General features: G+C 65.2%; 24 protein-coding genes. 13 read left to right on the top strand and 11 right to left on the bottom strand.

The genetic code is table 11. The annotated features are described in order from the left end of the window. Positions 1-104 precede the first annotated feature (104 nt). The 4 genes from IE158_RS01290 to IE158_RS01305 are packed head-to-tail and all read left to right on the top strand — an operon-like array spanning position 105 to position 4,305. Positions 105-1,049, top strand: a complete 945-nt coding sequence (locus IE158_RS01290; protein WP_189641864.1) for a DUF808 domain-containing protein — start codon at positions 105-107, stop codon at positions 1,047-1,049. A gap of 57 nt (positions 1,050-1,106) precedes the next feature. Beyond that, positions 1,107-2,174, top strand: coding sequence for an oxidoreductase (locus IE158_RS01295; protein WP_189641865.1), 1,068 nt, complete (start codon positions 1,107-1,109; stop codon positions 2,172-2,174). Positions 2,175-2,191: 17 nt separating this feature from the next. Further along, positions 2,192-3,052: a hypothetical protein gene (locus IE158_RS01300; protein WP_189641866.1), complete on the top strand. Its 861-nt coding sequence runs from the start codon at positions 2,192-2,194 to the stop codon at positions 3,050-3,052. Next, complete coding sequence (locus tag IE158_RS01305) at positions 3,049-4,305, top strand: S41 family peptidase (RefSeq protein ID WP_189641867.1); 1,257 nt, start codon at positions 3,049-3,051, stop codon at positions 4,303-4,305. Before IE158_RS01300 ends, IE158_RS01305 begins: the two co-directional genes overlap by 4 nt. A gap of 96 nt (positions 4,306-4,401) precedes the next feature. On the opposite strand, the gene IE158_RS01310 is transcribed toward IE158_RS01305, so the two are convergent. Further along, positions 4,402-4,905: a ferritin-like domain-containing protein gene (locus tag IE158_RS01310; RefSeq protein WP_189641868.1), complete on the bottom strand. Its 504-nt coding sequence runs from the start codon at positions 4,903-4,905 to the stop codon at positions 4,402-4,404. A gap of 227 nt (positions 4,906-5,132) precedes the next feature. Here IE158_RS01310 and uvrA point away from each other — a divergent pair, with 227 nt between their 5' ends. Continuing rightward, positions 5,133-7,628, top strand: coding sequence for an excinuclease ABC subunit UvrA (gene uvrA, locus IE158_RS01315; protein WP_189641869.1), 2,496 nt, complete (start codon positions 5,133-5,135; stop codon positions 7,626-7,628). Positions 7,629-7,630: 2 nt separating this feature from the next. Here uvrA and IE158_RS01320 read toward each other — a convergent pair whose 3' ends face one another. After that, the gene (locus tag IE158_RS01320; RefSeq protein ID WP_189641870.1) at positions 7,631-8,338 is read right to left on the bottom strand and encodes an HD domain-containing protein; all 708 of its coding nucleotides are present in this window, start codon (positions 8,336-8,338) and stop codon (positions 7,631-7,633) included. A 292-nt stretch (positions 8,339-8,630) separates the two neighbouring features. Next, positions 8,631-9,452: an NAD(+) diphosphatase gene (gene nudC / locus IE158_RS01325; protein ID WP_229838820.1), complete on the bottom strand. Its 822-nt coding sequence runs from the start codon at positions 9,450-9,452 to the stop codon at positions 8,631-8,633. Between the two features lie 194 nt (positions 9,453-9,646). Between nudC and IE158_RS01330 the strand changes: the two genes are divergently transcribed. Together IE158_RS01330 and IE158_RS01335 are read left to right on the top strand one after the other, a co-directional pair. Then, positions 9,647-9,904 carry a hypothetical protein gene (locus IE158_RS01330; RefSeq protein WP_189641871.1) on the top strand — a complete coding sequence of 86 codons (258 nt, stop codon included), beginning with the start codon at positions 9,647-9,649 and terminating at the stop codon, positions 9,902-9,904. Between the two features lie 159 nt (positions 9,905-10,063). After that, a complete protein-coding gene (locus IE158_RS01335; protein WP_189641872.1) occupies positions 10,064-12,403 on the top strand; it encodes a penicillin acylase family protein in 2,340 nt (779 codons plus the stop codon). Positions 12,404-12,479: 76 nt separating this feature from the next. On the opposite strand, the gene IE158_RS01340 is transcribed toward IE158_RS01335, so the two are convergent. From IE158_RS01340 to IE158_RS01355, 4 genes are all read right to left on the bottom strand, one after another. Then, a complete protein-coding gene (locus tag IE158_RS01340; protein WP_189641873.1) occupies positions 12,480-12,803 on the bottom strand; it encodes a GNAT family N-acetyltransferase in 324 nt (107 codons plus the stop codon). A gap of 67 nt (positions 12,804-12,870) precedes the next feature. Then, the gene (locus IE158_RS01345; RefSeq protein ID WP_229838821.1) at positions 12,871-13,602 is read right to left on the bottom strand and encodes a phosphatase PAP2 family protein; all 732 of its coding nucleotides are present in this window, start codon (positions 13,600-13,602) and stop codon (positions 12,871-12,873) included. 93 nt (positions 13,603-13,695) lie between these two features. Next, on the bottom strand, positions 13,696-13,929 hold the full coding sequence (locus IE158_RS01350; protein WP_189641874.1) for an MFS transporter: 234 nt from the start codon (positions 13,927-13,929) through the stop codon (positions 13,696-13,698). A 7-nt stretch (positions 13,930-13,936) separates the two neighbouring features. Beyond that, the gene (locus tag IE158_RS01355) at positions 13,937-14,542 is read right to left on the bottom strand and encodes a TetR/AcrR family transcriptional regulator (protein WP_189641875.1); all 606 of its coding nucleotides are present in this window, start codon (positions 14,540-14,542) and stop codon (positions 13,937-13,939) included. Positions 14,543-14,626: 84 nt separating this feature from the next. Between IE158_RS01355 and IE158_RS01360 the strand changes: the two genes are divergently transcribed. Together IE158_RS01360 and IE158_RS01365 are read left to right on the top strand one after the other, a co-directional pair. Continuing rightward, entirely contained in the window at positions 14,627-14,959 is a 333-nt protein-coding gene (locus IE158_RS01360; RefSeq protein WP_189641876.1) for a DMT family transporter, read from the top strand. Further along, positions 14,956-15,288 (top strand): DMT family transporter, encoded by a 333-nt coding sequence (locus IE158_RS01365; protein WP_189641877.1) that lies wholly within the window; start codon positions 14,956-14,958, stop codon positions 15,286-15,288. The genes IE158_RS01360 and IE158_RS01365 overlap by 4 nt, the downstream gene beginning before the upstream one ends. A 9-nt stretch (positions 15,289-15,297) precedes the next feature. Here the strand turns inward: IE158_RS01365 and IE158_RS01370 are convergent, their stop codons facing one another. Then, complete coding sequence (locus IE158_RS01370; RefSeq protein WP_229838822.1) at positions 15,298-16,281, bottom strand: SPFH domain-containing protein; 984 nt, start codon at positions 16,279-16,281, stop codon at positions 15,298-15,300. Positions 16,282-16,434: 153 nt separating this feature from the next. Here IE158_RS01370 and IE158_RS01375 point away from each other — a divergent pair, with 153 nt between their 5' ends. The 3 genes from IE158_RS01375 to IE158_RS01385 are packed head-to-tail and all read left to right on the top strand — an operon-like array spanning position 16,435 to position 19,359. Next, a complete protein-coding gene (locus IE158_RS01375) occupies positions 16,435-18,564 on the top strand; it encodes a heavy metal translocating P-type ATPase (RefSeq protein ID WP_189641878.1) in 2,130 nt (709 codons plus the stop codon). Beyond that, positions 18,561-18,929 (top strand): ArsR/SmtB family transcription factor, encoded by a 369-nt coding sequence (locus tag IE158_RS01380; protein ID WP_189641879.1) that lies wholly within the window; start codon positions 18,561-18,563, stop codon positions 18,927-18,929. The genes IE158_RS01375 and IE158_RS01380 overlap by 4 nt, the downstream gene beginning before the upstream one ends. Next, the gene (locus IE158_RS01385; RefSeq protein WP_229838823.1) at positions 18,910-19,359 is read left to right on the top strand and encodes a hypothetical protein; all 450 of its coding nucleotides are present in this window, start codon (positions 18,910-18,912) and stop codon (positions 19,357-19,359) included. The genes IE158_RS01380 and IE158_RS01385 overlap by 20 nt, the downstream gene beginning before the upstream one ends. Before the next feature lie 89 nt (positions 19,360-19,448). Here IE158_RS01385 and IE158_RS01390 read toward each other — a convergent pair whose 3' ends face one another. Beyond that, complete coding sequence (locus IE158_RS01390) at positions 19,449-19,769, bottom strand: HU family DNA-binding protein (protein WP_189641880.1); 321 nt, start codon at positions 19,767-19,769, stop codon at positions 19,449-19,451. Between the two features lie 198 nt (positions 19,770-19,967). Here IE158_RS01390 and IE158_RS01395 point away from each other — a divergent pair, with 198 nt between their 5' ends. Beyond that, positions 19,968-21,638 carry a S8 family peptidase gene (locus tag IE158_RS01395; protein WP_189641881.1) on the top strand — a complete coding sequence of 557 codons (1,671 nt, stop codon included), beginning with the start codon at positions 19,968-19,970 and terminating at the stop codon, positions 21,636-21,638. A gap of 18 nt (positions 21,639-21,656) precedes the next feature. Here IE158_RS01395 and IE158_RS01400 read toward each other — a convergent pair whose 3' ends face one another. Together IE158_RS01400 and IE158_RS01405 are read right to left on the bottom strand one after the other, a co-directional pair. After that, the gene (locus tag IE158_RS01400; RefSeq protein WP_189641882.1) at positions 21,657-22,448 is read right to left on the bottom strand and encodes a formate dehydrogenase accessory sulfurtransferase FdhD; all 792 of its coding nucleotides are present in this window, start codon (positions 22,446-22,448) and stop codon (positions 21,657-21,659) included. A 21-nt stretch (positions 22,449-22,469) separates the two neighbouring features. Next, a complete protein-coding gene (locus IE158_RS01405) occupies positions 22,470-22,943 on the bottom strand; it encodes a helical membrane plugin domain-containing protein (RefSeq protein ID WP_189641883.1) in 474 nt (157 codons plus the stop codon). Positions 22,944-22,976 lie beyond the last annotated feature (33 nt).

Consider the following 22,976-nt stretch of genomic DNA (forward strand, 5'->3'; position numbering starts at 1 on the left):
ACAAAACTTCTTTAAATCCCTTCTAAGCGGCTTTAACGCTTCCGCCCTGTTAAGCTGGAACAGATGCTGAGTTTTTTCCCTGCCCACTTGCCCTGGAGTCCCGCATGAGTGGTGGCTTGGTCGCCCTTTTGGATGACATCTCTGTGATTGCCCGCGCCGCCGCGGCTTCGGTGGACGATATCGGCGCAGCCGCAGCCAAAGCGGGCAGCAAAACCATCGGTGTGGTGGTGGACGACGCCGCCGTGACGCCGCGCTATGTGACCGGCTTTTCCCCTGCCCGTGAGCTGCCGATCATCTGGAAAATAGCCAAGGGGTCGCTGCGCAACAAGCTGGTGTTCATTTTGCCCGCGGTGCTGCTGCTCAGCCAGTTCTTGCCCTCGGCCATCACCTACGTGCTGATGCTGGGCGGCACTTACCTGTGCTTTGAGGGTGCTGAAAAGGTCTATGAAGCCTTTGGCGGCGGTCACCACGCGGCAGATGAGGAGCAAGTGGCGCAGCTGTCCAGCGAGCAACACGAGCAGCAGATGGTAAGTGGCGCGATTCGCACTGACCTGATTCTCTCGGCGGAGATCATGGCCATTGCCCTGGCCGAAGTGGCGACGGAGCCGCTGGGGTCACGTGCCCTGATTCTGTTTGTGGTGGCCATTTTGATTACTGCGCTGGTCTACGGCGTGGTCGGCCTGATCGTTAAGATGGATGACATCGGTCTGAAGCTGTCCCAGAGTCCGCGCCGGGGCACGGCGGCTTTTGGGCGTGGCTTGGTCAAGGCCATGCCGCATGTGCTGACGGCCCTGTCGGTCATCGGTACGGCGGCCATGCTCTGGGTGGGTGGACACATCATCGTGGCGGGCCTCGCCAAGCTGGGCTATCCCGAACTGGAGCACCTGATTCACGACTTTGCCGTGCAGGCCGCCCACGCGGTCCCAGCGGCCCATGCCCTCACCGAGTGGCTGGTGGGCACCATTGGTTCGGGCCTGTTTGGCCTCCTGGTTGGCTTTAGCATTGTGGGCTTGCTGCACTTGCGGCCCCGCCGAAACGCCGCTCACTGACCGGGAAGCGGGTCAGAGCCAAAGGGCCCACTTCCTACCATCCTTTAGACTGCCCGCATGTCTGTTTCTCCTGTCCGTACGGCCCTGCTGGGCTACGGCTCGGCCAGTCAGGTCTTTCATGTGCCGCTGCTGCGTGCCCTGCCTGAAGTTCAGCTGGTTGCCGTTGCCAGTCGCAACCCAGGTGCGGCTGCTGCCCTGCCAGAAGCCCAGATTTTCAATACTTCTGAGGACCTGCTGGCCGAATCAGATGCTGAATTGGTGGTGGTGGCCACACCCAACCGCACGCATGTTGACTTGGCCCGCGCCGCGTTGGAGGCCGGGCGGCATGTGCTGGTGGAAAAACCCTTCACGCTGACTGTGGCGGAGGCCCAGGCCCTGGTGACACTGGCGCAGGAGAGGGGGCTGGTACTCAGCGTATTTCACAATCGTCGCTGGGACGGTGATTTTCTGACCCTGCGCCAAGTCCTGGAGAGCGGCGAACTGGGCCGGGTGACCGCGCTGCACTCGCACTTTGACCGCTTTCGGCCCGAGGTGCGTGACCGCTGGCGTGAAAGTGCGGAGCCCGGTGCGGGTATTTGGTACGACCTCGGCCCCCACCTGATTGACCAGGCCCTGACCCTGTTTGGCCTGCCTCAGCGGGTCCGTGCTGACCTGGCCCGCGTCCGTCCCGGTGCCCAGAGTGACGACCGGGCCGAGGTGACGCTGGACTACTCGGACGCTACAGGAGAGCGCCGCGTGACCCTGCACGCCTCCATGCTGACGGCCTGGACTGCGCCGCGCTTCGCCGTGCACGGTACAGCCGGTTCCTTCGTGATTGAGGGCCTGGACCCCCAGGAGGAGGCGCTAAAAGCAGGGGAGACACCCGGCGCACCCGGCTGGGGCCACAGCGCTGGCCGGACAAGTGCGGCGGCTGGCCGCCTTATCACAGCGCAGGGAGAGAGGGAGATACCCCGCCTGCCCGGGGATTATCCGGCGCTGTACCGTGCGCTGGCCGCCTCCATCCGTGAGGGAAGCCCACCTCCAGTCACCGTGCAGCAGGCACTGGATACGGTGCGGGTGCTCGCAGCGGCGCAGCGCAGCCAGACCCTGGGCAGCGGCTGGGTCAGTCTGGACGCCCTGGCCTGAGCGCTACACTTGGAGCTGTGAAGACTTTCTTACCGGGTGTCCCTGCCCTGACACTGGTGGCTGGGCTGTGGCTTGGCAGTGTGCCGACCCTGGCTGCTGAACTCCCCAAGCCAGGATCTGCCGCTGCGGGGTCTGCTGTTGCTGGCGCTGCTTCCCTGCCGGGGACCGCACGGCTGAGTGCTCCGGCCCTGCTGGAACATGCCCGCCAGGCTGCTGGTCTGCCGACTGCGGGACTCACGCTGCTGCATGAACGGGTACAGACCAGCGAAGAGGGCCGTGGCCCGGCGTACCTCAGCGACATCTGGACCGATCTTGCGGGTCAGCGCCTGAAAATCACCGACTATACGGGCGATGTGCTGGACTCGGTGCATCTGCTGACGCCAGTGGGCAACTGTCTGTATACGCCACAGCACGGGACGGTGCCGGTGCCGCCCCAGCGGGCTGAAGTCCTGCGCTGGAACCTGCGCAGCGGGGTGGCCGGTCTGGGAGCGGCGTCACAGCCGGGAACCCGCCTGAGCGCTGCCGGGGTGCAGACCTGGCTGGCCGACGGGCCACAGCCCCTGCGCGGCAACGTGCTGGAGGTCAGCTGGCCGGATGGGGCGACCTGGCAGTATCTGCTGGACCCACAGACGGGCCAGTTGCTGGCGGACCGCAGTGCCAACGAGGACTTGGACATGCTCACCTTTACCTACAGTCATCCACGGGCCGCCACTGGTGTGAAGGTGCCCGGTGCCGCTGCGCCGCAGGCCCTGGAGGAACGCACGCTGTGGCTCGGCAGCGAGGTGCTGTACCGTGAGCAGGTGCTGACCCGCGAACTGAACCCAGTCTCTGTGCCCCACACCTTCGAGCTGCCTTCATCTCAGGAGAAGCGCCCATGAAAGCTCTCGCTCAGCTTCTGACGGGCCTGCTTCTGCTTGCTCCAGTCGCTGCCGCTGCGCCGCAGACAGAATCCGACGTCAGTGCCCAGGACCTCTTTGACGAAGTCATCTATGAACTGGCCCTCAACTATGGCGGGCCTTCGGAAGTGCGCGCCCAGGACTTGCGGGAGCGCTTTTTGCCCCGGGTGCAGGCCCTGTGCGCCGGTGAGAGCGTCTGCACGTCCAAAGCGGCTTATCCCGTCATCGGTGAGGTGCTGCGCGCCCTGAACGATGAACACACCAACTTCTTTACTCCTGCCGAGTGGGCGGCGCAGGAGCTGGAGTCGTCCGGTCAGGCCAGCGCCTTCGCTTTTGGACTGGTGACGCGGCTGGTCGAGGGCCAGGGCATCTTGGTGACCGAAGTCTTGCCCGGTTCCCCCGCCGCAGAGGCCGGGCTACGCAGCGGCGACCTGCTCACCCGTATGGGCCGGATGCCGTTGCTGTCTGAATGGGCCGGGGACAAGCTGGGGGCCGCCGGACGCTCAGGCCGGCGCACGACCCTGAGCTACTCGCGGGCGGGTCAGCCACTCCAGACCGAGTTGGCCGGAGGTGCGTTCGTGGCTCCAGCGGTCAGTGTGGACATGCTCGACGGGCGCACAGCCCTGGTGCGGCTGCGACATTTCGACATGGAAGGCGTGGCGCAGGACCTCCACGACGCCCTGCGCCGCGCCGGGAAGCAAGGCGCGGAGCGGGCGGTCCTGGACCTGCGCGGCAATCCCGGTGGCCTGCTGCCCGAAACCCTGCTGAGCACCGGGGCGCTGACCCAACCTGCCCCGCTGCTGGATGTGGAGCGGTCCAGCTCTGAGCTGCTGTCCTATGACCGGGGCCGTTATCTGGTAGACGGTGAACCGCAGCGCGGCGTACGGGTTTTCAAGCCGCAGCGCTTCGCAGGTCCGCTGGCGGTGCTGGTCGACCAGGATTCGGCCAGTGGCGCGGAATTCATGGCGCGTGATCTGCTGACACGTCCGCGCACCGTGGTGCTGGGCCGGCCCACCGTGGGGGTGGGGGACTCCGCCACGCAGCTGCTGGACCTGGCCGACGGCTCGGGCCTACAAGTGACAGTGTCGCGTGTACAGACGGCGGACGGCCAGCCCCTAAGCGCCCGCGTGCAGCCTCAGGTGCCCCTGAAACGCGATGACGCCGCGTTTGCCCGCACCGGCCAGGACCCGGAGTTGGCCGCCGCGCTCCAGGCTCTGGACACCCTCAAGCCCTGAATCTGCAAGGTAGAGGAAGGGCCCCAGCTTTTGCTCAGGCTGGGGCCCTGCTTCACGTCTTCAATGAGTTACTGCGGTTCTTAATGATTGGCCTTCTTAGTGACTGGGCTCCTCTTGCAGCGCCGCTTGGTTCACCGTCTGAGCAAGCTCGGTCAGCGACTGGTCCGTCTGGCTTTCTTCCTGCAAAGTGGTGTCCAGCAGAGCGGCGGCTTGCTCCTCACCCAGCAGCCGGGCAAAGTTCAGGGCAGTGCCGTAAGCGGCGATCTCATAGTGCTCTACGCGCTGCGCGGCAGCGATCAGCGCGGCGTCACGTACGGGACCGGCCTTGTTCTCCCCGGCCTCCTCGGCGCCTTCTTGAACCAGCCCCTGCATCGCTTTACACACTTTGCCGGAACTGGGCTCGTTCAGGGCGCTGAAGACGCTTTCCAGCCGCGCCACTTGCTCATGGGTTTGGGCCAGATGCTTTTCAAAGCCCTGCCTCAGTTGAGGGTGCTGGGCATTGGCGGCCATGTTGGGCAAGGCGGCCAGCAGCTGCGTTTCGGCTGAGTACAGGTCGCGCAGTTGAGAAAGATACAGGTCACGCAGGGAAAAATTACGCATGGAGACACATCCTTTGAAGTTGGGGGCGTGGGAAGAGACGTTGTCCTGCCAGTATCCTCTGCCCGCAGGCGGGGCACGCGCCAGCCGGCTTTAAGCGCTCTTAAAGTCCAGTGATCCATGTGACCCAGACCGGGTGACCATCAGCAAGGCCGCAAGTCAAATGTGAGGCTTTAAGAAACCTGCCATCCTGCGACACATCTGCCCATGCTGGCGCATACTGCCCGGTGATGTCGCCTGACTTTCCCGAATCTGGCTTCGTGCGCGTGCGCGGCGCCCGCGAGCACAACCTGAAAGACATTTCCGTTCAGCTTCCGCGTGACGCGCTGGTCGTGTTTACTGGCGTTTCCGGCTCGGGCAAGTCCTCGCTGGCCTTCGGGACGCTGTACGCCGAGGCCCAGCGCCGCTACCTCGAATCGGTGTCGCCCTATGCCCGGCGGCTGTTCAACCAGGTCGGCGCACCGGATGTGGACGCGATTGATGGCCTGCCGCCCGCCGTCGCCCTGCAACAGCAGCGGGGCACGCCCACGGCGCGGTCCTCGGTGGGCAGCGTCACCACCCTCTCCAACCTGCTGCGGATGCTGTATTCCCGCGCTGGCGAGTACCCCGAAGGCCAGGGCATCGTGTACGCCGAGGGCTTCTCGCCCAACACGCCGGAGGGGGCCTGCCCGGAGTGTCACGGGCAAGGGCGGGTGTACACCGTCACCGAGGACTCGATGGTGCCTGACCCGTCGCTGACCATTCGCGAGCGGGCGGTGGCGGCGTGGCCGACGGCGTGGGGCGGGCAGAACCAGCGCGATATTCTGGTGACGCTGGGCATCGACGTGGACGTGCCCTGGCGTGAACTGCCGCAGGAAACCCGCGACTGGATTCTCTTTACCGACGAGCAGCCCGTCGTGCCGGTCTACGCCGGATTCACGCCCGAAGAAACCCGCCGCGCGGTGAAGAAGAAAATGGAGCCGAGCTACATGGGCACCTTTTCCAGCGCCCGCCGTCATGTGTTGCACACCTTCGCCCACAGCGAAAGCGCCGCCATGAAAAAGCGCGTGCAGGCCTACATGATTTCCGAGGAGTGCCCGCTGTGCCACGGCAAACGGCTGCGGCAAGAGGCCCTGAACGTGACCTTCGCCGGGCTGGACATCACCGAGTTCTCGCGGCTGCCTCTGGCACGGGTGGCCGAGGTGCTGCGCCCCTACGCCGAAGCTGCGCCGGGTGAGGAAGGCGCGGCCCAGGCCATCGCCCGGCAACGCATGGCCGGGGACCTCACCCGCCGCCTGGACGTGCTGCTGGACCTGGGCCTGGGCTACTTGCAACTGGAGCGCTCCACGCCCACGCTCTCGCCCGGCGAGTTGCAACGCCTGCGCCTCGCCACGCAGCTGTATTCCAACCTGTTCGGCGTGGTGTACGTGCTCGACGAGCCGTCCGCCGGGCTGCATCCCGCCGATACTGAGGCACTGCTCGCCGCGCTGGACGGCCTCAAGCGGGGCGGCAACTCGCTGTTCGTGGTCGAACACGATCTGGACGTGATTCGCCGCGCCGACTGGCTGGTGGACGTGGGGCCGGAAGCAGGGGAGAAGGGCGGGCAGATTCTCTACAGTGGCCCGCCCGAGGGGTTGAAGGATGTGAAGGCGTCCCAGACAGGCAAATATCTGTTTACCGCTGCCCACTCCGAACCCCACGCCCCCCGCGAGCCGTCCGGCTGGCTGGACCTGAGCGGCGTGACCCGGAACAACCTGCAAGACCTCCGCGTTCGTTTTCCGCTGGGCGTGCTGACCAGCGTGACGGGCATTTCCGGTTCGGGCAAATCCTCGCTGGTGAGCGGGGCTTTGGTGGACGCGCTGGCGGCGCATTTCGGGCAGCCCGTGGCCGAGGAACCCGACGACCAGGACGACGCCCCCGCCTTGAGCGGCACCGCGCAGCTCGGCGGCGACCTCGCGCAGCTCTCGCGGCTGGTGCGGGTGGACCAGAAGCCGATTGGCCGCACCCCGCGCAGCAACATGGCGACCTACACGGGGCTGTTCGACCACGTTCGCAAGCTGTTTGCGGCGACTCCGCTCGCCAAAAAGCGCCGCTACAGCGCGGGCCGGTTCTCCTTCAACGTGAAGGGGGGGCGCTGCGAACACTGCCAGGGTGAAGGCTGGGTGATGGTCGAGTTGCTGTTCCTGCCGAGCGTGTACGCGCCCTGTCCGGTCTGCCAGGGAAAGCGCTACAACGAGCAGACGCTGGAAGTCGAGTACCGGGGCAAGAACATCGCCGACGTGCTGGACATGACGGTGGACACCGCCCACGAGTTTTTCGCGGACGAACCCGCCATTTTCCGCGCGCTGGACACCCTGCGCGAAGTTGGGCTGGGCTACCTCCGGCTGGGCCAGCCCGCCACCGAACTGTCGGGCGGCGAGGCGCAGCGCATCAAGCTGGCGACCGAGTTGGGCCGCAGTGGGCGCGGCGGCACCGTCTATATCCTCGACGAGCCGACCACCGGCCTGCACCCCGCCGACATCGAGCGCCTGCAAAAGCAGCTCGCCAGACTGGTGGACGCCGGACATACCGTGATTGCGGTGGAGCACAAAATGCAGGTGGTGGCGGCTTCCGACTGGGTCATCGACATCGGCCCCGGCGCGGGCGAGGACGGCGGGCAGGTGGTGGCCCAGGGCACGCCCGCGGAGGTGGCGGAGGCACAGCAGAGCCGCACCGCGCCCTATCTGCGGGCGGCGCTGGGCCTTTAGCTTTAGGGACTGAGTGGGCCGGCGGAGTGGCGAACCTCATCGCTGCTCAGGCCACACGCCGTTTCCAGTGCGCCGACGGTGCGTTCCAGTTCACGGAACAGCTCTTTGAGCCGGGGTCGTTCGCTCAGACGATGTTCCGTGCCCACAAAAGCGTCGGCCAGAGCGCGGTAATACTGCAGCGTGCCGAGCTGTCCCTGCTGAAAGCGCTCAAAGTAGACGGCGCGGTTTTCCGCAGGCAACCCCAGGACATCCACCAGCATGGTGCGGGCATTGTGCAGCTTGTCGGCGGCACTGACCAGCTGCGAGGAGGCGGGCAAGTCACCCAGCCGGCGCAGGTAAGCCCGCTTGCGCTCAGGCCAGGGGGCTTTGGGCTGCCCAGCACGCGGCGCGGCGTCGGTGGCGTCATCGACCAGCACCGTCACGCGTAGGCCAAAGCGGTCCAGTAGTTCGCCGCGCAGCCGCTCGGCGTCCTGGCCGGTGTTGGCTGGTCCGTCTTCGAGGGCGTCGTGTAGCAGAGCTGCGATGGCTTCATCCTCTGTGGCTCCGAACTCCAGCGCCACCGACGCCACTCCCAGCAGATGCGAGATATAGGGCAGCGTGGGCGTTTCCTCCGGTCCTACCTTGCGGTACTGTCCGTGATGCCAGTGTGCGGCCAGCAGCAGCGCCTGGCTGAAGCGGTCTGTCAGCGGAAAGCTGGAGCGAGAAGTCATATCCAGCAGCTTACCTGAGTCGGGACCGTAGACTCCGTGTCGTGCGAGAGAAGAACGGATAATATTCGGATTACAAAATTAACATGCTGACGTGTTGCTGTCGAATGATTACCATGCACTGAACATCATCTGCATCTGCCCATGCTTCAGCTTCAAAGCTTCGAGGTAACTGCATGATAAGTGATGCCCTCACAGAATGGACGAGAAGGGGCCTGCGCGGGGCGCTGAGGGGTGCAGGTAGGGTCAAAATGATGGGGAGAATACTACCCTAATCAGCCTTAGGGTAGAAACCCTATTTGGCTACCCCACTCTGAATCAGATGGTAGGCACAGCTGTAAGGCGCTGGAATCTGTGGCAGCTGGTCTGCCCTGAACCAGCGGGCCTCCTCAATCTCACCCGGTTGAGGCACAATCTCTCCGCTGACATACTCGGCACTGAAAGCCACCATGAGCGAGTGTGGCAGCGGCCAAGGCTGTGACAGCACGTACTGCGGACTCCGGACAGTGACTCCCAGTTCTTCCAGGACTTCGCGGTGACAGCACGCCTCCAGAGTTTCACTCGGCTCGGTGAAGCCTGCCACCACCGAGAACAGCCCCGGCGTATGCCGGGGGCCACGGGCCAGCAGGAATTCACGCTTCGTACCTGCGCCGCGCCAGATCAGCACCATGACTGCCGGGGCCACCCGTGGATAGACCGTCAAGCCGCAGCCCGCGCAGCGCCGGGCCACTTCATGACTCAGCGAGTCCGTTGGTGTGCCGCAGCGTCCGCAAAAGCGGTGGGTGCTGTGAAAGTCGAGCACCTGAGCGGCGTATCCTGCCAGACCAGCCGCGCTCTCATGGGTGGTCACCAACTGGCGCAGAGGCAAGCCGCCAGGCAGCTCATGCTTGCTGTAGGCTGCTGCGTAGCTCTGTCCCTCCCAGCAGCCCAGGCTGATTGGGGGTTGACTGAATGTCTCCTCTGCCAGGTCTTTCAGCCTGGGCCACCCTTCAGGGCCGGGAGCCTGGAGGGTGCGGCCATCAGGAGAGAGTAGCAGGAGCTGATGCTCAGGCGTGAGCGGTGTAGGAGTAGCCAGGAAGGTGTTAGGGCGGGAGAACGCAGATATGGAAGGAGACATGGCTGAGTATAGGGGGAGGCGTAGGAAGGGTACTTGTTTGTAATTCTCTTATTAACTGAGATTAATTTTCTTTTGACCACACGTCGCTCACTGAGGGAAGGCGGGAGCTGGGGAAATATTGGCGCTATAGTCGGATAATCAGCCACTTGTCCGGGCGCGCTTCCCGGCTTCAATTCATCTTCGGAGGAAAGACTGTGAAATATCCTGAAATCGTCGCTGCTGCTCTCATCACCGCCCTCACCCTGCTGTTCCTGGGAGTCACGCAGGTTCGCACCCAGCCTGCCACCGGCGAAGGCGCGGGGCAGATGCCCATCGTCAACCCGGTAGAAGGTGAAGTCGGCCCTGGTCAGCAGAGCCAAGGTGCAGAGGGAAGCGACCAGCCCAACAGCACCGATGGAAGCAATCCAGAGGGTGCAGCGGACGCCAGCAGCAGCGGCACCACTGCCCACTAAACTTAAACTGCCAGAATTGCCAGATAAGCAATACAAGATGGACATGACCGGGGACAGGCCAAACAAATGGTTTGTCCCCGGTGGCGAGTGGCCCAGCTTCTGACTGCACCACCCTTGGTCACTCGCCACCCTGTCACGGCTTCGGGCTAGACTGCCCGCATGCTCACAACTGTGCTGAGGGCCGCTCTGGGGCTGCTGCTGGCTGCCTTGTTGGCGCTGCTGGCGGGACTTATCTATGTAAGAACCCAGACGTTGCCGCAGCTGAGCGGGACACTCCATGTGGCCGGACTGGGCTCAGACACCACCATTACCCGCGACCAATACGGGATTCCACATATTCAGGCCTCCCGTGACGAGGACGCGGTCTATGCCCTGGGGCTGGTCCACGCCCAGGACCGGGCCTGGCAGCTGGATTTTCAGCGGCGCATTGCACAGGGACGGCTGGCAGAAGTGCTCGGTACAGCCGCGCTGGAACAGGACCGTTTTTTGCGGACTTGGGGCTTTCAGAGGGCAGCCGAAACAGCGCTGGACGCCCTCAGCCCGCAGAGCCGCCGCCTGATTTCGGCGTATACGGCTGGGGTCAATGCAGGCTTTGCGCTGGGCAAAACCGCGCCTGAGTTCTTGATTCTGGGCTACGAACCCGATCCCTGGACCGACGTAGACTCGGTGGCCTGGAGCAAACTGATGTCGTTTGATCTGGGGGGCAACTGGAAACAGGAACTGAGCAATGCAGCACTGTGTGCAGAAGGCGGCCCGCAGGCACTCAAAGCGGTTGCCCCCCCCTATCCGGCGCAGGGGCCGACCATTCTCAGCGAAGATGAATTGCCTGTAACGCCCTCTGCACCAACGAACAGCGACTCTGGCGCGGCCTGTCCAGCTGGGCTACCTGCCGCTCACGTGGAGCAATTGCAGCAGCATCTGGCCGCAGCGCGGCAACTGGGCATGGAATTCGAAGCCAGCCGGGGCAGCAACAACTGGGTGGTATCGGGGGCACATACCGCCAGTGGCAAACCGCTGTTGGCAGACGACCCCCACCTCAAGCTCCAAAGCCCGATGCTGTGGTATCTGGCCGAGGTTCAGGGCGAGGAGCTACATGCCATTGGGGCCACCATCCCCGGCCTGCCAGCGGTGGTGATTGGGCGCAATGAACGGGTGGCCTGGGGAGTCACCAACCATGATCCCGACGTGCAGGACCTCTTTATCCTGCCACCAGACGCGCCCGTCCAAACCCGCGAAGAACGGATTCGGGTCAAGGGCAGCGCGGATGTCCGGCTGAATCTGGAGCAGAGCGAGTATGGCCCAGTGATCAGTTCCGTGATCAGCGGGCCGCAGGGCAGCAAACTGGCTCTGAGCTGGCCCACGCTGATGAGCGGCGACACCACCATGGACGCTTTTCTAGGAGCCAACTACGCCCAGAATTGGGACGAATTCCGCACGGCCATGCAAAGTTACGTGGCCCCCAGTCAGAGCTTTGTGTACGCCGATGTAGACGGCAATATCGGCTACATTGCGCCGGGACGGGTGCCGGTACGCCGGGGCTGGGACGGCAGCTTGCCGGTTCCCGCCGATGGGCAGCACCGCTGGGACGGCTGGATTCCGTTTGGGGAATTGCCTCAGACCTTCAATCCCGCCGACGGCCTGGTCGTCACTGCCAACAACCGCTCGGTGCCGCAGGCTTACCCCTGGCTTCTGACCAATGACCGGACCTGGGCCGATCCTTACCGGGCCGCACGAATCACCGAGCAGCTGACGGGCAAATCGGGCCTGACACTGGATGACATGGCCGCTCTCCAGGGCGATGTCCTCAGTGGTCCGTGGCGGGAAATGAAAGAGGCACTCCTGGCCCTGCCCAGCGCTGGCCTGAGCGCCGAGGCCGCCCTGGACCGGCTGCGCCAGTGGGACGGTCAGCTCAGCACAGACTCCAGCTCAGCCACCGTGTTCGAGTGGTGGCTGGCTGAGCTGAAAGCGCAGGGCCAGCAGCACCTGGGAGCAGAACCCAGCACCCGCGCCGTGGCCGCTGCTCTGACCGCTGGAGAGGGGCCACTGTGCGGCGGCGCCAGCAAGCAGGACTGCACTCCCTTGCTGGCCAGCACCCTAGAAACAGCAGTCCAAAAGGCCGCCCGCCTGCCTTACGGGGAAACGCACCAGGCGCTCAGCACGCACGGAGCATTCGGGGAAATCAGGGCCCTGGCTCCGCTGTTCAATGCCCTGATTCCCGCGCCTGGCGGCAGCGATACCGTCAATGTGGCCCGGCCCAACCGGGAAGACGGCACCCTGGCCTTTACTCACGCAGCAAGCTACCGGCAACTGATTGACCTGAGCGACCCTGACGCCAGCCTCTTTACCGGCTCACTGGGCCAAAGTGGCAACCCACTGTCACCCTACGCACGCGACCAGCTGCGCGGCTGGGCGGCGGGGCAGTACCTTCCCATGAGCAGCGACCCCGCCGACTGGGGACGCACCCGGGTATTGCACCTTAGGGCAGCACCGACCCACTAGTCAGGCGGTGCTGGCCCAAAAAAAGCCGCCTTCCTCACGGGGCGGCGTTCGGCCTTGGCGCAAGCGTCCTGGCGTCTCAGCGGTTCTCGCGCTCTTCCATGCCCAGCTGTCCGCGCTGGTTGGGATGAACCAGCTCCAGATACTCCGGATTTTTCTGAAGGAAGCTGGTCACAAAAGCGCACTGCGGCACGATCAGCTTGCCCTGCTGGCGAAAACCTTCCAGTGCACCAGTCACCAGCTCGCTGCCGTAGCCCTGGCCGCCGCTTTCCGGGTCAATTTCGGTGTGGGTTAGCAGGGCGGCATTGCCCAGGTCCTCGTAGTCCAAGTGGCCCACCAGCTGCTCGCCCTGATAGGCCTCGTAGCGCTGCTTGGTTTCGTTGTGGCGGATGTCCAGTTGCATAAGGCTTACCCTAACGGGCCGGGGCGACCACTACAGGAGGCGCGGCTAAAGGGAGGTTCACTGTCGGTCAGTCGGGGACACTGGCCGCAGCAGACGGCCACAGTGGGCGGCCCAAAAGCCGGAACATGCCCAGCACCAGGGCCAAGCCGGTCAGCCACCCAGCCAGAACGTCGCTGGGGTAGTGGACGCCCAGCACAATCCGCGAAAATCCCATCATGCCCGCGTACAGGAGGCCCGCCAAGAGCACCAACCAGCGGGTCTGGCCCAGCCGGGGCCACAGCAGCAGCACAGCCCAGGTGGCCAGGGCCGCGCCCATCGTCGCGTGTCCACTGGGAAAAGAGGCGCTGGTCTCCTCCACCAGCCGGGGCCACAACTCAGGGCGGGGACGCGAAAAAACCAGCTTCATCAGCCCGCCGACGGCCACGGCACTGCCCGGCCCCAGCAGGGTGAACAGCGCCGCACGTCGGCCCAGATAACGCCAGGACCAGGCCGCGAGGACCAGAAAGAGCAGTGGCATCACCAGCGGGCCGCCCCAGAAGTGCAGCCACAGGGCCAGTGGGTCAAGGCGGGTGCCCACTGCCTCATGCACCGCCAGCATCAGCGGGGCCTCAAAGCGGAAACGCTCGCCTTCAAGCACTTCCTCGCCCAGCCAACCCACCAGCAGCAGGGGCAACAGCACGCCCAACACCAGCCCCAGCCAGCGGTGCGGCGACGCAGGGCGCGTGTCTGAAGGAGGAAGGGCGGCCTCAGAAGGCAGCGGCGCAGAGAGTGGAGTCGGCGGACCGGGAACTCGGGACATCTGGTTAGCCTACGCCTCCCTAACCAGGGCAGAGGTTGCCTGAAGCTTTGCTGAACCGTGCCTGCTGACTTGCCCAGACCAGGGCACACTGGCCTACACCATAGAGGGCCGCAGCCACAGCAGATACAGCGCCACCAGGAGCAGCGGCGAAACATACATCAGCATGACGCGGCCACGCTGCGCCCGCTCACGCATCAGCTCGCGGTCCTGCGGCTCCGGCATCTGCTCGGCCAAGCGCAGCTGCCGCGCACTGAGGAAATGCCCAGTCACCACGTCAAAGACAGCCACCAGCGCGATAATCAGGTCCAGGGTCTGGAGTTCGCCCATAAGTGCATTATGCAAGCTGACCTGCGGCCGGCGCACCCATCAGGCGGTCCACCGTGCGCTCCAGAGCGGCACACGCCTGCTCTGGCGTCATGACCCCCAGCAGCAGGTGCACACTCAGGCCATCAAGCGACGCTTGCAGGTCAAGGGCAGCTTCCTGCGGCGTACCTCTCAGGGTCCAGCCGTCCGCTTGCAGGTGCGTCAGGATATCCACCAGGGCCACATTCAGGTCACGGTAGGTCAGTCCCTGTACCCCGGCCAGCTGCGGGTCACCCACCGAGGCCCCCACAAACGCCAGCCAGACCTCCATCCACTCGCGGCTCTGGGCACTGATAGGCAAGGTGGCTTCCAGAAAGCTCAGCAGGTTCTGCCGGGGGGTGCCGTGCAGAGGCAGCTGGCGCAGCTGGGCCTCAGCCTGGGCACTCACCTGCTCGGCGGCAAAGGCCAGCACGGCAGCACGGCTGGGCAGATAGTGGCGCACAGCCCCGCTGGACCATCCGCTTTCCTGGGCCAGCGCACGGATGGTCACCCCTTCCAAACCGGAGCGGCGAATCAGCCGCCACACGGCCTGGGCCAGTTCGGCGCGGCGCTGGTCATGGTCCACCTGTTTGGGCATGGTTCACGTTCTAGCAGTATTGAGCACATCCGTGCTATTACATTTCCAAGTTAATTAGCACATACGTGCGAGAAAGGACAAAATATGGGGACTGAAGGTTTGGGCTGGACCGCTCTGCTGTTGGCCGGAGTGCTGGAAGTGGGCTTCACGACGGCGCTCAAATTGGAACAGCGGGACAAGCGTTACATCTGGCTGTTCTTGGTATGCGCCGTTCTGAGCTTCGGATTTCTGCAAGAGGCCATGAAGACCATTCCACTGGGTACGGCCTACACCGTCTGGACCGGCATCGGAGCGGTGGGCACCGTGCTGGTAGGGGCGGCCTTCTTTGGAGAGCGGCTGAACCGGGTGCAGCTGGGGCTGCTGGCGCTGGTGGTCGCCCTCATTGCGGCGCTGCGGCTGACTGGGAGCGGGGCGTGAGCGGCTGGCTGTGGCTGGCGCTGGCCGGACTGTTTGAAGTGGGCATGGCGACAGCGCTCAAGCTGAGCCAGATGCAGGGCGAGTACCGACTAGCTTTTATAGTGCTGGCTGTGCTCAGCTTCGAGTGCCTGGCGCGGGCCATTCGCACCATTCCACTGGGCCTGGCCTACGCCACTTGGACTGGCATAGGCGCGGTGGGGGCCATGCTGCTGGGAAACGTGCTGTTCGGAGAAACTCTGACCCCGCTGCGCCTGGGCTTGTTGGCGGCGCTGCTGGCCGCCCTGATCGGGCTCAAGCTGACAGCGCCAGCGCCACACGCTCAGGCCTAGTGTTCAGACCTAGCGCCCAGAGTTCAGGGTAGGCTGCGCGCCGCGCTCGGAGGTCAGCACCACCAGCAGGTTGTTCACCAGCTCGGCGCGGTTCTCGCGGTCCAGGTCCACCACACCGTCACGTTCCAGGCGCTCAATGGCCATCTGCACCATGCCCACGGCCCCTTCCACGATGACCTGCCGGGCCTGAAGCACCGCTTCGGCCTGCTGGCGCTGGAGCATGGCCGAAGCGATTTCCGGGGCGTAGGCCAGGTGGCTGATGCGCGCGTCCAGCACCTCTACCCCGGCCAGCGAGAGCCGGGCCTGGAGGTCTTCACGCAGGTAGTGGGCCACCTCATCGGGGCGGCCACGCAGACTCACCACCGGCTGGCCGTGCTCGTCCAGGCCATACGCTTCATAAGCGAACGCCGTGCCCAGGTGCCGCAGCGCAGTTTCGGCCTGCACGTCCACAAAGGAATTGTAGTTCTCGACGTCAAAGGACGCCCGCGCCGTGTCCACCACCCGCCACACGATGACTGCGGCAATTTCGACGGGGTTGCCCGCCGCGTCGTTGACCTTGACCAGCTGACTCTGAAAGTTGCGAATGCGCAGGCTGATATCCTGCCGCCCGGCAAACGGATTGGCCCAGAAATAGCCATTTTGACGCACTGTGCCGATGTACCTGCCGAACAGGGTTAGGACCACAGCCTGATTGGGAGCCACCACAAAGAACCCGCGCAGCAGCACCCCGGCCAGCGGAAACAGCAGCACCAGCGCGGGCACCAAGCCCACCGTCGCCACGGCACTGTTCAGCAGCGAACCCAGCAACTGCCACCCCACAAAGAGCAGGGCAGCGGTGGCCAGCAGCATCAGCGCAAAGGCGACGAACCCGTTGACCGCGAACGCCGGGCGCTCCTGCGAGGCGCGGTGGCCACTGCTGACCGGCAACTCGGAATGTTCGGGCATGTCCGGGACGGGACGACCCACCGGCGGCCTGGATTCAGGAGAGGTCATGCGGTCAGTGTAGCGGAGGTAGACCAGGCATCAGAGGAATGTCGGCGGCATAGGTGTTCGAGGGCTGCCACAGGCGTCCCCTCATTCTCTGTTGAGCACTACTTCTCAGCTGATATATGAACATCTATTCAGATATTCAGGTACATTAGGGCCATGCCTGACTCTCCCCTCCTGACTTACCGCGTTCAGGGCATGGATTGCCCCACCTGCGCACGCACCGTGGACGGCGCACTGTGCCGCCTGCCGGGCGTAAGCGGGGTGCAGCTGAACCACGCGTCGCAGCGGCTTCAGCTCACGCTGGACGAAGCGCTGACCAGCCGCACCCGCTTGGAGGCCGAGCTGCGGGCCTTGGGGCACCCGGCCACGCTGGAGCAGGGTCCGTCTGGCTCACCCCATCCGCTGACGCACGGGCCCGCCTGGTACGCCACACCCAAAGGCCGCCTGCTGCTGCTGAGCGCCGGAAGTGTGGGACTGGCCACACTCGCAGCGCTGATCTCCCCGGCCAGTGCGCCAGTGGCTTTCTCGGCAGCCGCTCTGGTGGCGGTGGCCCCGCTGGCCCGCCAGGCCTGGGCAGCGGCGCGGCGCGGCACTCCCTTTTCCATCCATACCCTGGTGACTGTGGCCGTGGTGGGCGCAGTCCTGATTGGCGAGGCTGCTGAGGGCGCGGCGGTGGTGGCCCTGTTCGCCGTGGGTGAATGGCTGGAAGGCTTCGCGGCGGGGCGGGCGCGGCGGGGCATTGAGGCGCTGGCCGCCCTGACACCGCGCACCGCGCAGCTGCTCGAAGGCGGCGTGCTGCGTGAAGTCAGCGCGGACAGCTTGCAGCCAGGGCAGTGCGTGCAGGTGGCGGCTGGGGCGCGGGTGCCCGCCGACGGGGTGATTCGGGCTGGTGTCTCCAGCCTGGACAACAGCGCGGTGACGGGCGAAAGCATGCCGGTGCGCCGGGAACCAGGCGCTGAGGTGTACGCAGGCAGTGTGAACGGTGAAGGGGTGCTGGAAATAGAAGTGATCCGCCCGGCCAGTGACGGCACCGTGGCCCGCATTGCCCGGCTGGTGGAACAGGCAGCCCAGGACAAAGCCCCCACCGAGCGCCTGATGGACCGCTTCAGCCGCCTGTACACGCCGCTGGTGCTGCTGGCCGGGCTCCTCACCGCTGCGCTGCCGCCCCTGCTGACCGGAGCCGAGTGGCTGCTCTGGCTGTACAAAGCGCTGGCGCTGCTGCTGATTGGGTGCCCGTGCGCCCTGGTCCTGAGCGTACCCGCAGCCATGACCAGTGCCCTGAGCGCAGGCGCACGCCGGGGCCTGCTGGTGAGCAGCGGAGCGGTTCTAGAAACCCTAGCTGGGATTCGCACAGTCGCCTTTGACAAAACCGGCACCCTCACTGCCGGACATCCGCAGGTCACAGCTGTCCTGGGTCTCGCTGGCCTGAGCGAAGACGAGGTACTGCAACTGGCCGCAGCGGTTGAAAGCGGCAGCACCCACCCGCTGGCACAGGCCATTCAGGCGGCGGCGCAGGAGCGCGGGCTCCACATCCCTGCTGCCACTGGAGCACAGACCCTGGGGGGGCGCGGGGTTCAGGCGGTGGTGGAGGGCCAGCGCCTAAGCGTGTCCTCGCCGCGCTTTGCCCAGACCACCGTAGAGATTAGCTCTGAGCTGCGCGGGCGCATAGCTGCGCTGGAAGGGGCTGGACACACCGTGAGCGTGCTGCATTCAGACACTCAGGCGCTGGGGGTGCTGGCCCTACGCGACCAGACCCGGCCCGAAGCAGCGGCGACCCTGGCACGGCTGCGAAAGCTGGGCGTGCAGAGCGTCATGCTCACCGGCGACAATGCCCGTACAGCGGCAGCGGTGGCCGGTGAGTTGGGCATCCGCTGGGCCGAGGCCGAACTGCTGCCCGAGGACAAGCTGCGAATCATCGGGCAGCTGCCTGGGCCGGTGGCGATGGTGGGCGACGGCATCAATGACGCCCCCGCCCTGGCCCGTGCCGACGCCAGCATCGCGATGGGCGGCGGCACCGATGTGGCTCTGGAAACGGCAGGCGCGGCGCTGCTCTCCGGGCGGCTAAGCGGCGTGGCCGAGCTGCTGGAACTGGGGCGAGCCACCCTGAACAACATCCGGATCAACATTGCCCTGGCTCTGGGCCTCAAGGCCATTTTCCTGGTCACCACGCTGCTGGGCTATACCGGGCTGTGGCTGGCGGTCCTGGCCGATACCGGAGCCACAGTGCTGGTGACTCTGAATGCACTGCGGCTGCTGCGCTGGCGCCCCCGGGAGGAAGCCGCATGACCGATAGGTGTGAGGTGCGCTGCGTTCACCCGCAGGCGGTGGCCGCAGCGCAGCAGACCATGCCCAGCGAGGACGTGGTGGCAGGCTCGGCGGAAATGTTCCGGCTGCTGGGCGACCCAGGGCGGCTGCGGCTGCTGCTGGCGCTGCGCGGCGGTGAGCTGTGTGTGTGTGACCTGGCCGCCGTCACCGGCGCTTCGGAAAGCAGCGTAAGCCACTCGCTGCGGCTGCTGCGGGCCAACCGGGCCGTGCGGAGCCGCCGGGAGGGCCGCAACATGTACTACGCCCTACATGACGGCCACATCGAACAACTGCTGGATATGATGACAGCGCATATGGGAGAACCCCGTGACCACTTTAGTGACTAACCCGAAAGCTAAGCGACCATCCATCCTTTTCGCTGCTGCACTGCTGGCCCTGCTGGGACTGGCGGGCAGCTGGTGGCTCACCGAGCGGCAGTGGTTGGGGGGGCTTTACTGCTTCGAACAGCCTGGGCAGGTTTGGGGTCTGGCCCCACTCCCAGCTGGCCTGACCCCGGAGTGCCCGGCATCCAGCAGCTACCGCCGGGAAGTGCGCCAGGGCCTGGGCCGTGTGGAGCAGTTCCGCCTCACCGGCTGGCAGCCCCGCGCCCTGCTGGATACCTTTACGGAGGCTGGCTACCTGCCCCAGACCGACGACCTGATGAGCAGCGATTACTCGGCTTTTCTGGCACGCGGCACAGACCGGATTCAGTACAGCGCAGTGCGCCAGGGCAACCAGACCCTGATTACGGTGAGTGGCGTGCCGCAGCGGCCCTAGAGACCAAGGAACGCCTAGCCTACATGCAAAAAAAGCGGCGGGCCCCGCCGATTGGCTGGGGCCCGCCGCTTCACAGTCTAAGTCTAGACTTAGAGGTTGCCCTTCAGGGTGGTGGCCACTTTGAAGGCCACTTTCTTGCCAGCGGGGATCTGGATCTTCTCGGTGGTGCCGGGCTTCACGCCGGTGCGGGCAGCGGTTTCCTTGACGCTCAGGGTGCCCAGGCCGGGCAGGCCCACGGACTGGCCGCCGCGCAGGGCTTCCACAACGGTGTCCAGCATGGTGCTGACGGCTTCATCAGCCTGCTTCTTGGTCAGACCAGTTTGCTCGGCCACTTTCTCCACCAGCTGGGACTTGTTCATCTTCTCCGCAGGAGCTGCTGCGGCTTTGCCTTTGCTTGCTTTTTTCGTCATAGGCGCAGTTTGCACGGCACGCTGCAAAATGTCTAGTCGGCAACACTATCAGGCTGCCGCCATCTCCTTATAGAAACCTTCATTTTGTGAGCCGGGATTGGGTCTGTCAGAGCCAAAAACAATGTCTGACACGCAGGTCATAAATTTAGAGTCAGCCAACTTCATCCACGGCGGTCCCTCAAGGTGCAAGGTGGAGTGATGCAGCCTATTTCACATCTACAGTCCTCCTGGCGAACCTCAGTCACGCTCGGCGCTCTGCTCACGCTGTCGCTCACCGCGTGCGGCGGTACCCCAGCGCCTGCGCCCGGGACTCCCAACCCCAGCACTGTCAGGATCAGTGGCAACGTGACGCTCCCGCAGGGCAGCCTCGCTCTGGGCGCACAGAGCGTAAAAACCACAGGGGAACAGGCACAGAACCCGGTTGGACAGGGAGGAGCAGACTGGAGCGCCCCACACGTTCCCGGCGAGCTGCTGGTGTCCTCGGGCGGTTTGTCGGCGCAGGCGGTCAATACCCGCCTCGGCGGACTCCACCAAGAGCACTTGAGCCAACTGAATATGATTCGCGTGCAGACCTCTGACCCGCAGGAACTGGCGCAGCAGTTGGCCGCCGAGGGTGTCTCCTCGCAGCCCAACTACCTCTATACGGCGCTGGCGATTCCAAACGATCCAGGCTTTCCGGGCAGGGCAGGCGTCCAGATCGGCGAAGGCCAGCAGCATCAAACCTACCTGACACAGATTGGGGCTGCTGAAGGCTGGGCACAGCTGGGGGCGGCTCCTGCGGGAGCACTCACCGCAGTGCTGGACACCGGCGTGGACCTCGGTCACCCGGACCTCAGGGGAAGACTGGCGAGCGGGTACGATACCTGCTCAGTCCTGGCGGATGCCAATTGCCAGGGCGAAGACGGCAACCCTTCCGAGGTCAAAGCGGGGCAGACGGGGCACGGCACAGCCATGACCGGCATGATCGCAGCGGCTACCAACAATGGCCTGGGCCTGAGCGGGATGACGTGGCAGGGGCAGGCCATTCCCATCAAGGTGTTCGGAGACAACGGCCAGACCTCATCAGCCACCACGGTCAGCCTGGCCAGCGGCATCGCCAAAGCTGTGGACCTCAAGGCCCGCGTGATCAACATGAGCCTGGGCATTCCGAAGCTCAACACCGACCCCAAAGTGCATGAGCAACTGCTGCGGGCCGCCAACGCCGATATCCTGATGATTTCGTCTGTTGGCAACACTCCTGGAGATGGCATCTACTTCCCGGCCAACCATCCCACAGTCATGGCCGTCGGTGCGGTCAACCCTGCCGGGCAGATGTCGTGCTTCAGCGCCCGGCCCCAAAGTGGACAGACGCTGGACCTGCTGGCCCCCGGCGGCGAGTACGGCTGTGACCGCCCCACCCACCAACTGCTGGAACTCGCGCCTGGAGGGTATCAGCTGGGCATCGGCACTTCCGAAGCAAGTGCACTGACCAGCGGGGCAGCCTCGCTGATTCGGGCGGCTTATCCGGGCCTGAGTGCAGCGCAGGTGCGGCAAGCGCTGGTCACGGGCGGCAAGCCCACCGACTCGGCCCAGCCGCAGCTGAACCTGCCGGGCGCACTGGCCGCAGCCAAAGCCCTGGTGGGAACCCCAGCGCCTCCCCAGCCGGTCTATTACGACCTGACTGTGCAGGCTTACCAAAATGGAAAAGCCGTCGGTGCCCCCTTTCAGAAGGTAGGCCAGCAGCTGACATCACTCAGCTTGCCCTATGAACTGAATGTGCTTCAGGGCACCTATGAACTGCGGGCCGTGGTGGACACCTCCAAGGCGTCCTACAGCGGCAAAACCACGGCGTCTGCTCCCGCAAGCGGCGTCAATATCACCGTGCAGTAAGTGCAGTAGCGCCGGAAGTCAGGGCCGGTAGGTGTCTGCCAGCCGCTCGGCTCCGGCATACACGGTCAGGCGACCATGACGCGCAAAGCCGCACAGCAACAGCCCAAATGCCTGTGCGGTCTGGGCGGCCAGGGTGGTGGCGGCTCCCACGCCCACTACAGCCCCGATTTCGGCCAACACAGCCTTCTGGGCGATTTCGTAGCCCAAGCGACTGCTGATGACCAGCACGCTTGCCGGACGGTGCAGCGCCGGGCGGTCCAGCGCCCAGCCGATGACCTTGTCGGCAGCGTTGTGCCGCCCGATGTCCTCAAACAGGCAGAGGGGGTCTGCGCGGCCAGGAATAAAGAGGGCCGCGCCGTGCAGCCCCCCACTGGCCGCAAAGCCGGCCTGACCGGCCCGCAGCCGCTCTGGCAAAGCGGCCAGCCAGGCCGGATCCAACGGCGGGCCAGGCGGCAAATCTCCAGTCCGCAGCAGCAAGCGCTCAATGCTGCCGCTGCCGCAGATACCGCAGGCACTGGACGCATGGCGCGCCGCGTAATCGGGCGGCACCTCACCTGACAGCACCCACAGATTGGGGTTCTCCGGGTGCGGCGTGAGGTCGCCGGACAGCCCTTCGGCGTGGAGCCAGCCGCGCAGCAGTTCACGGTCCGCACCGGGAGTCCGCATCAGCACCGCCAGGGGGCGCTCCAGGCCCGCTGCATCCCGCCCGCGCAGCTCCAGCGGTTCTTCTACGGCCACCAGGTCGCTGATCGGCTCCTCCAGGCCAGTCGGTCCGAAGCGCTGCACCGGCCAGGGGTCATTCAGGGCCATCTGTGGCCTCTGTTCCTGCCTCTAATGGCCCTGCTCTCCGCGTTGGCGCAGGCCAGCGCCCATGCCGCGCAGCAGTCCGAAGACCGCCCCCAGGGCCAGCTGCACGTCCGGGTCGGCCAGTTGCCGCAGAGCCCCTGCAGGCGTGACCCGCTCTCCTGCCTCGACACTGCGGGCTGCCTCACGTACGCCGCCGCTCAGAGCGCCCAGCAGAACTTGCAACTCGGCGGGGTCCAGCGACCCGGCCAGCTTGCCCAGTTCCACCACATTCCTGATGACGTTGGTGCCCGTTTCGCCGGTCACTTTATCTAGGGCCGCCGCTGTCAGGCCCTCACTCCCGCGCAGCAGCTTGAGCGCCAGGTCCAGGCCGCCGCGCTGGTGCAGCTCGGTCAGCAGTTCCAGGGCTTCGGCCAGGGCTGGTTCGGCCTGCGCCGTGGCCGCGCCCAGCTTCTCGGCAGGGGTAGGCGGGTGCGGGGTGTATTCAATTGCTTTTGCCATAAGTTCTCCTTGGAGGAAAGCCCCAGGGAAGAA

Source organism: Deinococcus piscis (assembly GCF_014653275.1).
Classification (GTDB): Bacteria; Deinococcota; Deinococci; order Deinococcales; family Deinococcaceae; genus Deinococcus; species Deinococcus piscis.